The sequence below is a fragment of the Rhodovulum sp. P5 genome (assembly GCF_002079305.1).
In the GTDB taxonomy this organism is placed as follows: Bacteria; Pseudomonadota; Alphaproteobacteria; order Rhodobacterales; family Rhodobacteraceae; genus Rhodovulum.
The window spans coordinates 3,765,643-3,774,541 of the sequence record NZ_CP015039.1 but is presented as its reverse complement, the minus strand read 5'-3'; the positions used below and the strand labels follow the sequence as shown (position 1 = coordinate 3,774,541).

Below are 8,899 nucleotides of genomic sequence, written 5' to 3'. Positions count from 1 at the left end.
CACCGCCCTGCGGGCGCCACGGGCCATCATCGTCTTGGCGGCACCGCATCAACCGGGTATAGGCCCCCCGAACCGTGCAGACAGGGAAACCCACGCATGAGCGATCTGACCCCCGAAGGCGGCGAACCGGTGATCCGCACCATCGCCATGCCCGCCGACACCAACCCCGCAGGCGACATTTTCGGGGGATGGCTGATGTCGCAGATGGACCTTGCCGCCGGCAACGTGGCGGCGCGCGTCTCACGCGGACGCGCGGCAACCATCGCCGTGGACAGCATGCAGTTCCTCAAACCCGTCAAGGTCGGCGATGAGGTCTCGCTTTACGCCAAGCTCGTCAAGCTTGGCACCAGTTCGATGAAGATCGAGGTGCGTGCATGGCACCGCCCCCGCTGCCAGGAATGGTGCGAACAGGTGACGCAAGCGGTCTTTACCTTCGTGGCCATCGACGAAGACGGCCGGTCGCGCCCTGTCCCCCGCGAAGATATCGCCGTCTGAGAAGCCCGACCTCAGAACGCGTTGAAGGTCAGCGTGGTCAAAGAGCGTTCGATGCCGGGAATATCCAGCAGCTTTTCGTTCACGAACTTGCCGACATCCTGATCCTTGGGGATGTAGAGCTTTAGCAGCAGGTCGAACTCACCGCTGGTCGAGTACAACTCTGAATGGATCTCGCGCAGCACGATTTCCTCGGCCACCTCGTAGGTCTTGCCCGGGCGGCACTGCAATTGCACGAAAACGCAGGTGGTCATGGCGCTTCTCCTTCGGCGTGATGCCGGGCGACGGTAGCAGAGTGCCGCCCGCCATCAAGCCGAATACGCCCTCAGCCAAAGCGGTTGCCACCTTCGGTGCCCTTCTGAACGAAGAAGTAGATCAGCACCAGCGCACCGAGGATCGGGATCAGCCCGATCAGCAACCACCAGCCCGACTTGTCGATGTCATGCAGGCGCCGGACACCCACAGCGAGGTTCGGCAGCAGCAGCCCCAGAGACACGAGGAACGACAAAGGCTGCCCAGCATCCGGCCCGCCCCCCGTCATGGGCGCGAAGATGACGGCATCGATCATCCCGGTGATGAACAGCACGATGAAGACAAACAGCACCCACCACCAATATTCGCCGCGCGGTGCACGGCCTGAAAAGGTGGCGTACTTCGAAAGCACGGTTTTCACGGCATCCAGCATCAAATCTCTCCTTCGAATAGTAGCAGTCTCTCGACCCGCACCGCGCCTTACTGAAGCGCGTCCAGCCCGGTAGTATCGACGTTCCGCCCGATCTCCTGCGCCTTACGATCAAGACACGACGTCGGTTTCGTAGTCTGGGGTGACAGAGCCCGACAGGGCCCCCGCCAACGAGATGACGCAAAGAACAAGGTCATGTGTATCACCCACCCATGGTTCAACTATGCAGGGTACCGGCGAACCGCGAAAGAAATAAGTCGCACGCGCTGCGCCCGGATGATGCCCCCCACAGCGGCAGAAGGAACGCGAAAGGAGAGCCTTGGATAAGCCTTCCGCGCAGCCTATAAGCGCCCGGCAAACACGGTGGAGGCCCCATGCGGACGGCGAAGATCACGCGCAAGACAGCGGAGACGGACATCGCGGTCGAGGTCAATCTCGACGGAACGGGCGTCTATGACATGGCCACGGGCGTGGGCTTCTTCGATCACATGCTGGACCAGCTTGCCCGCCACTCGCTGATCGACATGACCATCCGTTGTACCGGCGACACCCATATCGACGACCACCACAGCGTGGAGGATACAGGGATAGCGCTGGGCCAGGCCCTGACACAGGCGCTGGGCGACAAGCGGGGCATCCGCCGCTACGGGTCCTGCCTGCTGCCGATGGACGATGCGCTGGTGCGCGCGGCGCTGGATCTTTCCGGCCGTCCCTACCTGATCTGGAACGTGGACTTCCCGACCCAGAAGATTGGCAGGTTCGATACCGAACTGGTGCGGGAGTTCTTTCAGGCGCTGTCCACCCATGGCGGGATCACGTTGCACGTGGATGCGCTGCACGGGCTCAACAGCCACCACATTGCCGAGGCCGCCTTCAAATCCGTCGCCCGCGCCCTGCGGGAAGCGGTTGAAACCGACCCGCGCAAGGCCGATGCGATCCCGTCTACCAAGGGGGCGCTATAACCGATGCTGACGGCTATCGTCGATTATGAATCCGGCAACCTGCACTCGGCCCAGAAGGCGTTTGAGCGTGTCGCGCGTGAAACCGGCGCGGGGGAAGTCACCGTCACCTCGGACCCCGACAAAATCCGCCGCGCCGACCGGATCGTCCTGCCCGGTGACGGTGCCTTTCCTGCCTGCCGCCGGGCGCTGTTTGATCATCGCGGGGTGTTCGAGGCGATCGAAGAGGCCGTCGTAGCCGGCGGCCGCCCGTTCATCGGCATCTGCATCGGCATGCAGATGATGGCGACCCGCGGGCTGGAATACGAAGAAACCTCCGGCTTCGACTGGATCGGGGGAGAGGTCGTCCGGATCGAACCTTCGGATCCGGCGATGAAGGTCCCGCATATGGGCTGGAACGATCTGGTGGTGGATGCCGCCCACCCGGTGCTGGAGGGCATCGCGACGGGCGATCACGCCTATTTCGTCCACTCCTACCACTTCCGCGTGGCGGACCCGGCGCATCTTCTGGCCCATTGCGACTATGGCGGCCCGGTCACCGCCATCGTCGGCCGCGGCACCATGATCGGCACCCAATTCCACCCGGAGAAAAGCCAGGCGACAGGGCTGCGGCTGATTGCGAACTTTCTGGGGTGGAGGCCCTGAGGGGCAAGCACTGCGCCAATCGGCCTGGAGAAGCTCACCCCGCCGGAAACACCTTCCGCGCCAGCAGCACCCGTGAAACCGCGGTGACAAAGCACAAGCTCCCGAAGCCCCACGCCAACGGCGCGAACCACCCCGGGAACAGGCAAAGCGCGACGAAGAAGGCAATGGTCTCCGTCCCTTCCAGCAGGCCGCCGGTGAAGTAGAGCGATTTCACCCCGCGCGCTGCTGTCTCCATCTTCCGACGCTCGGCGAGGATGGCAAAGCCCAGAAAAGTCGCGCCGTTGAAATAGAAACTCGTCAGAAGGAACGCCCCTGCCGCGCCGTTGGCGGTGGGATCCAGCACCACGAATCCCAGCGGCACCGCGCCGTAGAACAGGAAATCGCAGACGATATCGAGGTATCCGCCGAAATCGGTTTTCCGCGTGGCCCGCGCCACGGCACCGTCCAGACCATCGGCAACCCGACTGGCCAGCAAAGGCAAGAGGGCCAGTCCCGGCGCCCCCAGCGCGATCACCCCCGCCGCACTCAACCCCAACACAAGGCCCGTCAGCGTCACCGCATCCGCCGTCACGCCCTTCCGCGCCAGCCCCTGCCCCAAACGGTTGAGGGGCGGGTCAATCAGCCTGCGCATCGCACCGTCCAGCATCGGCATCTCCCTTCATCGGAAGATGTCCAACGAAACGTCCCGCCGCGCAAGACAACTCGCCAGAAACTGAGGGAATGGTACCGCCTCCCCGGCTTGAACGGGGGACCTCTGGATCCACAATCCAGCGCTCTAACCAACTGAGCTAAGGCGGCACTGTTCGGGCGATTTACCGTTCCTGCGCCGCATATGCAAGCCCCGTTTGCCACAGAAAAGACTGTTGGCCGGGCGTCCCCTGCGCCTTGTTCCCGAGGACAATATCACCCTGACCTGCCCCCTGCTCTTGCCAGCAGCCCGGCAACGCGCTAGGCGAAATCGCCACAACAACCGGAAGGTGCCGCGCCATGAGCATCGACAAGCAAAGCGAATTCGCCGCCAATCTCCAGATCGGGCCGACGAGCCTTGGCATGGTGCGCTTTTATGTCGAAAGCGACGGCGTGGAGCTTCCAATGGATTTCTCGCCCGAAGAGGCCGAGGAGATCGCGGAAGAGATCCGGGCGGCCGCGGCCCGGGCGCGGGCCGTCGCGGACAAGGGCGCCAAACCGCCTAAAACGCCGCGGGGCTGACCCCCGGATCGCGCAACGCCTGCAAACGCAAGGCCGCGTGGACGGCGAATTTCTGGATCACCGCCTTGCGCCGGGCGGCCGCAAGACGCGCCTCTGGCCCCTCGCGCACCAGTTCGGCGCCATAGGCATCGGCGAAGATCAGCCCTGTGTCGTCGGGCAGAATTTCGGCCGGGAAGCCTGAATCGACCGCCCAGAAGAACCGGTCGCACCAGTCAAGATAGCCCTGCCATTTGCGGTCTGACGTGAAATCCGCGCGGCTCGACTTGCATTCCACCACCCAAATCTCGCCCTTTGGCCCAAGGGCCATCACGTCCACCCGAAGCCCCGGGGTCGGCACCAGTTCTTCCACACAGGCAAAGCCCAGATCGCGCAGGTGACGACAGACGCCACGGGCCAGAAGCTGGCCGGGAAGCAGGGTCAAGGCGCTGTCGTCAGGCATGGGGACAGTTTGAACAATTCGGGAACATCTGACAAGCCTTGCGCGACCCCGACCACCGCCCTATGTCTGTGATCAGGCGGGTTCTGCCCTTCTCGTGACGAGGTCAAATTCCGGTGGCCTTAAGCAAATCCGAGGGAGCTGGCTCTGTCCGGGTCCTGGCCCGGTTACCTGGCGCCCACCTGTATATACAGGTCCTCGGGAATGAGTTGCCTCAACGGTTGTGGTGGTCCCGCCCCATCCCAAATTGCCGGTCTGTCCGTCAGGTGCCGGGGCGTTTCAGGAATTTCTGGCGCCTGCCCCCGATGCGCCGAGCGGGGCCATTATCGGACTCCATCGTGATAACCTCTGGCCCGGTATACCCGTCCCTGTCCCGTGACAGATAGCTGCGCACGCCATAGCCCGCCGCACTGCCGCCCGCAAAGGCCGCCACCAGAAGCCCCGCGGTAAACACCTGTGCAAAGAACAGCGCGGCCCCAAGGCCCAGCGCCCCACCGGTGACCAGCCCCAGCTTCAGCAGCCGCGTGCGGGTGCGCCCCATCTTTTTCGTGAGGTCGGACAGCTTGGCCGCATCGTCGGATTTATGCTTGGCCAGCGTTGCCTGAAACCGTGCCTTGGCATTGGCCAGACGTTCGGAATGCCGTGCCTCGCTCAGCCGTTTCTGGTCGCGCAAAAGCGTACTGAACCATAGCGCGGCCAGAAGACCCGCCCCCAGCACCATCGCCACGCCAAGCCCCACAAGGGCTGGGTCCTGCCCGGTCAGCACCAGCCAGAGCGGCCCGACCGTCATGATCTGCAGCAACCAGACACCGATCAGAATGCGCATCGCTCATTCACCCGTCGCAACCTGTTCGGTCCCAACATAGGCGTCCTTTTCGTCAGAGACGAGTCGGGCTGTCCGCATCACGACGCCGCGCACCCGTTTCGCTGTTCCGGGATCCCGGTCAAAGCGACAGGCAAAAGGTCATCCGCCGGTACCCCACCAAAGAAAAGGCGGCCAACAGGCCGCCAGTTGGTGCATCCCGAAAGGGGTTCGATTCAGTGCCGAAAGCGGCGCTCACTCTCAACAGGTACAGGAACAGGCACCAGCGCTTCGGCGAAGGGGCCGACACGCTCCGGGCGGCGCCGGCCGGAATCGTCATCCCGGTCATCGGCCATGGACATGACCGCGATACCGAACTGGACGCCGGAAAACACGATGCCGTTGAACACGAACAGCAAGAGGCCCGCCAGCCAGCCGCCGGAGACATGGGTGACCAGATGCCACAGGTTCGCCACGTCAAGATACAACAGCGCCCCCACGAACACCCCCGAAAGGGCAAATCCGATCAGGCACTGGCGGATATAGAGGCTCACGAGTTTGGGCATGCTGCGTCTCCGTCTGTTGCCTCATTAGGTATGCATTCGTGCGCCGAATCCAAGAAAAATCTGCCATGGCGGCCGGCGGCGATCTGGTTTTGGTCTCGATTTGGTGCCATTTTGGACGTGACAAGGTTAAGGGAGTCTTACCGGCCATGTTGGGCCTGCATGTGTTTCCCCCCGCCATGGGCACGATCAGCCCCAGCCCGTTTTCCGTGAAATCGCTGCTGCTTCTGGAAATGAGCGGCCTGCCCTACCGGCGAATTGCCGGCGATCCGCGCAAGGCGCCCAAGTCGAAACTGCCCGTGCTGGAGGATGACGGCCAGATGATTCCCGACTCGCAGGCGATCGAGGCGCATCTGGCCCAGAACCACGGCTTTGACCCCGACGCCCATCTGAGCCCGCGCCACCGGGCCGAGGCCGAAGCCATCCGGCATATGGTGGAGGACCATATCTACTGGGCGCTCGTCTATTCCCGCTGGATCGACAACCCGGCAGCGACACGGCAGGCGTTCTTTGCACCGCTGCCGCTTCCCCTCCGCCGTCCGGTCTTTGCCATGGTCCGCCGACAGGTGGCGCAGGCGCTAAACGGCCAAGGCATGGGCCGGCATTCGCGCGAGGACATCTACGCGATGGGGGAAAAGTCTCTGAATGCGCTTGCCGTCCTCGTGGGCAACGGGCCCTACGTCTTCGGTGACAGGCCATCGGGCATCGACACGGTGGTCTTCGGCCTTCTGGAAAACCTGTTGCCAGCAGAACTCGAAACACCGCTTGCCCAGGCGGCCAAGGGGCACACTGCCCTTGTCACCTATCACCAAGCTGTCAGAGACGGGATCGCGGCGAAGCTGTTGCCCTGAGCGCCGACTCAGAACGTCTCCGGCTTCGCCTCGCGCGCCATGTGGTCCAGCACGGCGTTGACGAATTTGGGTTCCCGCCCCTCGGGGAAGAACGCCTTGGCCACGTCGACATATTCGGTGATCACCACCTTGGGCGGCGCGGTGCCTTGCACCAGTTCGGCGCCCGCCGCGCGGAACAGCGCGCGAAGGGTCGGGTCGATCCGGTCGATGGGCCATTTCGCCACAAGTGCGCGGTCGGTCATCTGGTCGATCTTTGCCTGCCAGTTCACGGCGCCCTCAAGCGTCTGGCGGAACAGGCCCACATCGCCCTCTGCCAGATCCTCGCCCTCTTGATAGCCGACACCGAACCGCCAGTCCTCGAACTCCTGCCGCACGGTATCGACCGACTGGCTGGAGTGCTCCATCTGGAACAGCGCCTGCACGGCGTAAAGCCGCGCCGCCGACCGCATCTGGCGCTTGTCGGGTTTCCGGTCAGTGCTCATGCGCGGTCGGTCCCCTCGGCGATCTGGAACCCGCCCGAGGGACGGAAGCCCACGCCCTTCGTCTCACCGCCCCAGCGACGACCCAGCGCGATCAGGTGCAGGGCCGCGGCCGCAGCACCGCCGCCCTTGTCCATGTCGGCAGGGTCGGCGCGGGCGACGCCCTGTTCGTGGTTTTCCACGGTCAGGATGCCATTGCCGATCATCGCCCCCTGCAGGCCCAGAAGCATCAGACCGCGAGAGGAATCGTTGCAGACCGTTTCGTAATGCGTCGTCTCACCCCGGATCACGCAGCCAAGTGCCACGTAGCCGTCAAAATTCGACATCCGGTGCGCCAACCCGATTGCCGTCGGCAGTTCCAGCGCCCCCGGCACCTCGATCAATTCATGGGTGGCCCCGGCTTCGTCCAGCTTGGCCCGCGCGCCAGCAATCAGCATGTCGGCGATGTCGCGATAAAACGGTGCCACGGCGATCAGCAGTTTGACCGGCTTGTCGAACCGGGGCAGCGGCAGAATGTGATGCGGGTCCTGATCGGCCATGGCTCAGCCTTTCCTTTCGATCTTGCGCGTACCCTCGATGGAGAGCCCGTATGCCTCCAGCCCGACAACCTTGGGCAGGGGCGAATTGGTCAGAAGTTCCAGCTTGTGCAGGCCCAGCGCAGCCAAGATCTGCGCCCCCAGCCCGTATTGCCGCAGGGTCTGGGGCGACGCGTCGACACCGCCAAGCTTCATCGTCGTATCGCGCAACAGCACCACGACCCCCCGCCCCTCAGCCGCGATGATTTCCATGGCGGCGGCAAGCTCACCCGCCGGATGCGGGCCCAGGCCAAGAACGTCCTGCAACACGTCAAGCGCATGCATCCGCACCAGCACGGGCTCGGCCGTTGTGATATCGCCCTTGGTCAGGACGACATGTTCGGCGCCTTGGGTCTCATCGGTGTAGACGCGCATCATCCAGTCGCCGCCAAAGGCCGAGGTCACCGGTTTCACCGCCGACTCGTTGACCAGATTGTCATGGCGTCGGCGATAGCCGATCAGGTCGGAAATCGTGCCGATCTTCAGCCCGTGCCTTTGGGAAAAGGCCACCAGATCCGGCAGCCGGGCCATCGTGCCGTCCTCGTTCATGATCTCGCAGATCACGCCTGACGGGTTCAACCCGGCCAGACGCGCCACATCCACGGCTGCCTCGGTATGGCCGGCACGCACCAGAACGCCGCCATCGCGGGCGCGCAGCGGGAAAATATGACCCGGTGTCGCGATGTCCTTCGGTCCCTTGCCGGCATCGATCGCAACAGCCACGGTGCGGGCGCGGTCATGGGCGGAAATTCCAGTCGTCACGCCTTCGCGTGCCTCGATAGAAATGGTGAAGGCGGTTTCGTGGCGCGAGGAATTCTGCGACGCCATCAGATGCAGGCCCAACGCATCCACCCGTTCCCCGGTCAGCGACAGACAGATCAGCCCGCGCCCATGGGTCGCCATGAAGTTGATCGCCTCGGGCGTGGCCATCTGCGCGGGGATCACCAGATCGCCCTCATTCTCGCGGTCCTCATGGTCGACGAGGATGAACATCCGCCCGTTGCGGGCGTCCTCTATGATTTCCTCGATAGAGGAGATCGCGTCGTGCCAGTTTTCCTGCAGGGGCGTTTCGGAGTCCATGGTCTGCCTTTGCGCTTCAGCCGTGGCGAGGCAGATAGACCATAAGGCGCGCCAGTGCCAGAGGGGGAAAGGGCACGGATGGGATGGGCGCCCCCAACTCAGAGGGAGGCGCCCGCCCGTCGTTCC

14 protein-coding genes, 1 tRNA gene and 1 other RNA gene are annotated in these 8,899 nt (G+C 63.8%); 6 read left to right on the top strand and 10 right to left on the bottom strand.

All coding sequences use genetic code 11. The features are described 5' to 3' along the window. Positions 1-96: 96 nt before the first annotated feature. Entirely contained in the window at positions 97-495 is a 399-nt protein-coding gene (locus RGUI_RS17935; protein WP_081535422.1) for an acyl-CoA thioesterase, read from the top strand. A gap of 11 nt (positions 496-506) precedes the next feature. On the opposite strand, the gene RGUI_RS17930 is transcribed toward RGUI_RS17935, so the two are convergent. Then, positions 507-746 (bottom strand): Lrp/AsnC ligand binding domain-containing protein, encoded by a 240-nt coding sequence (locus RGUI_RS17930; protein WP_081535421.1) that lies wholly within the window; start codon positions 744-746, stop codon positions 507-509. 71 nt (positions 747-817) lie between these two features. Continuing rightward, a complete protein-coding gene (locus tag RGUI_RS17925) occupies positions 818-1,177 on the bottom strand; it encodes a DUF805 domain-containing protein (protein ID WP_081535420.1) in 360 nt (119 codons plus the stop codon). A 371-nt stretch (positions 1,178-1,548) separates the two neighbouring features. Between RGUI_RS17925 and hisB the strand changes: the two genes are divergently transcribed. After that, positions 1,549-2,136 carry an imidazoleglycerol-phosphate dehydratase HisB gene (hisB, locus tag RGUI_RS17920; protein WP_081535419.1) on the top strand — a complete coding sequence of 196 codons (588 nt, stop codon included), beginning with the start codon at positions 1,549-1,551 and terminating at the stop codon, positions 2,134-2,136. A gap of 3 nt (positions 2,137-2,139) precedes the next feature. Next, entirely contained in the window at positions 2,140-2,778 is a 639-nt protein-coding gene (gene hisH, locus RGUI_RS17915; protein WP_081535418.1) for an imidazole glycerol phosphate synthase subunit HisH, read from the top strand. 34 nt (positions 2,779-2,812) lie between these two features. Here the strand turns inward: hisH and RGUI_RS17910 are convergent, their stop codons facing one another. Then, positions 2,813-3,424 carry a CDP-alcohol phosphatidyltransferase family protein gene (locus RGUI_RS17910; RefSeq protein ID WP_081535417.1) on the bottom strand — a complete coding sequence of 204 codons (612 nt, stop codon included), beginning with the start codon at positions 3,422-3,424 and terminating at the stop codon, positions 2,813-2,815. A gap of 75 nt (positions 3,425-3,499) precedes the next feature. Further along, positions 3,500-3,576, bottom strand: a tRNA-His gene (locus RGUI_RS17905). 189 nt (positions 3,577-3,765) lie between these two features. Here RGUI_RS17905 and RGUI_RS17900 point away from each other — a divergent pair. After that, a complete protein-coding gene (locus tag RGUI_RS17900) occupies positions 3,766-3,987 on the top strand; it encodes a DUF6324 family protein (RefSeq protein ID WP_081535416.1) in 222 nt (73 codons plus the stop codon). Here the strand turns inward: RGUI_RS17900 and RGUI_RS17895 are convergent. Then, on the bottom strand, positions 3,968-4,426 hold the full coding sequence (locus RGUI_RS17895; RefSeq protein WP_081535415.1) for an MmcB family DNA repair protein: 459 nt from the start codon (positions 4,424-4,426) through the stop codon (positions 3,968-3,970). The two genes, RGUI_RS17900 and RGUI_RS17895, sit on opposite strands and share 20 nt — an antisense overlap. 77 nt (positions 4,427-4,503) lie before the next feature. Between RGUI_RS17895 and ssrS the strand changes: the two genes are divergently transcribed. Continuing rightward, positions 4,504-4,660: non-coding RNA, 6S RNA (ssrS, locus tag RGUI_RS17890), on the top strand. Between the two features lie 25 nt (positions 4,661-4,685). On the opposite strand, the gene RGUI_RS17885 is transcribed toward ssrS, so the two are convergent. After that, a complete protein-coding gene (locus RGUI_RS17885) occupies positions 4,686-5,249 on the bottom strand; it encodes a hypothetical protein (protein WP_081535414.1) in 564 nt (187 codons plus the stop codon). A 212-nt stretch (positions 5,250-5,461) separates the two neighbouring features. Continuing rightward, the gene (locus RGUI_RS17880; RefSeq protein ID WP_081535413.1) at positions 5,462-5,791 is read right to left on the bottom strand and encodes a hypothetical protein; all 330 of its coding nucleotides are present in this window, start codon (positions 5,789-5,791) and stop codon (positions 5,462-5,464) included. Positions 5,792-5,937: 146 nt separating this feature from the next. On the opposite strand from RGUI_RS17880, the gene RGUI_RS17875 reads away from it, so the two are divergent. Continuing rightward, complete coding sequence (locus RGUI_RS17875) at positions 5,938-6,639, top strand: glutathione S-transferase family protein (protein WP_172841187.1); 702 nt, start codon at positions 5,938-5,940, stop codon at positions 6,637-6,639. A gap of 8 nt (positions 6,640-6,647) precedes the next feature. Here the strand turns inward: RGUI_RS17875 and nusB are convergent, their stop codons facing one another. From nusB to ribB, 3 genes are read right to left on the bottom strand one after another with little or no spacing between them, the layout of a single operon-like run. Next, entirely contained in the window at positions 6,648-7,121 is a 474-nt protein-coding gene (gene nusB, locus RGUI_RS17870) for a transcription antitermination factor NusB (RefSeq protein ID WP_081535411.1), read from the bottom strand. After that, positions 7,118-7,657: a 6,7-dimethyl-8-ribityllumazine synthase gene (locus tag RGUI_RS17865; protein WP_081535410.1), complete on the bottom strand. Its 540-nt coding sequence runs from the start codon at positions 7,655-7,657 to the stop codon at positions 7,118-7,120. The genes nusB and RGUI_RS17865 overlap by 4 nt, the downstream gene beginning before the upstream one ends. Positions 7,658-7,660: 3 nt before the next feature. Beyond that, positions 7,661-8,773, bottom strand: a complete 1,113-nt coding sequence (ribB, locus tag RGUI_RS17860; RefSeq protein WP_081535409.1) for a 3,4-dihydroxy-2-butanone-4-phosphate synthase — start codon at positions 8,771-8,773, stop codon at positions 7,661-7,663. Positions 8,774-8,899: the final 126 nt, after the last annotated feature.

Excerpts from the sequence above, each read along its gene's own strand:
- hisH (WP_081535418.1), top strand. The coding sequence starts at position 2,140 with ATGCTGACGGCTATCGTCGATTATGAATCCGGCAACCTGCACTCGGCC.
- RGUI_RS17885 (WP_081535414.1), bottom strand. The coding sequence starts at position 5,249 with ATGCGCATTCTGATCGGTGTCTGGTTGCTGCAGATCATGACGGTCGGG.
- RGUI_RS17900 (WP_081535416.1), top strand. The coding sequence starts at position 3,766 with ATGAGCATCGACAAGCAAAGCGAATTCGCCGCCAATCTCCAGATCGGG.
- ribB (WP_081535409.1), bottom strand. The coding sequence starts at position 8,773 with ATGGACTCCGAAACGCCCCTGCAGGAAAACTGGCACGACGCGATCTCC.
- RGUI_RS17930 (WP_081535421.1), bottom strand. The coding sequence starts at position 746 with ATGACCACCTGCGTTTTCGTGCAATTGCAGTGCCGCCCGGGCAAGACC.
- RGUI_RS17865 (WP_081535410.1), bottom strand. The coding sequence starts at position 7,657 with ATGGCCGATCAGGACCCGCATCACATTCTGCCGCTGCCCCGGTTCGAC.
- RGUI_RS17895 (WP_081535415.1), bottom strand. The coding sequence starts at position 4,426 with ATGCCTGACGACAGCGCCTTGACCCTGCTTCCCGGCCAGCTTCTGGCC.
- RGUI_RS17925 (WP_081535420.1), bottom strand. The coding sequence starts at position 1,177 with ATGCTGGATGCCGTGAAAACCGTGCTTTCGAAGTACGCCACCTTTTCA.
- RGUI_RS17880 (WP_081535413.1), bottom strand. The coding sequence starts at position 5,791 with ATGCCCAAACTCGTGAGCCTCTATATCCGCCAGTGCCTGATCGGATTT.
- RGUI_RS17875 (WP_172841187.1), top strand. The coding sequence starts at position 5,938 with ATGTTGGGCCTGCATGTGTTTCCCCCCGCCATGGGCACGATCAGCCCC.
- RGUI_RS17935 (WP_081535422.1), top strand. The coding sequence starts at position 97 with ATGAGCGATCTGACCCCCGAAGGCGGCGAACCGGTGATCCGCACCATC.
- RGUI_RS17910 (WP_081535417.1), bottom strand. The coding sequence starts at position 3,424 with ATGCTGGACGGTGCGATGCGCAGGCTGATTGACCCGCCCCTCAACCGT.
- nusB (WP_081535411.1), bottom strand. The coding sequence starts at position 7,121 with ATGAGCACTGACCGGAAACCCGACAAGCGCCAGATGCGGTCGGCGGCG.
- hisB (WP_081535419.1), top strand. The coding sequence starts at position 1,549 with ATGCGGACGGCGAAGATCACGCGCAAGACAGCGGAGACGGACATCGCG.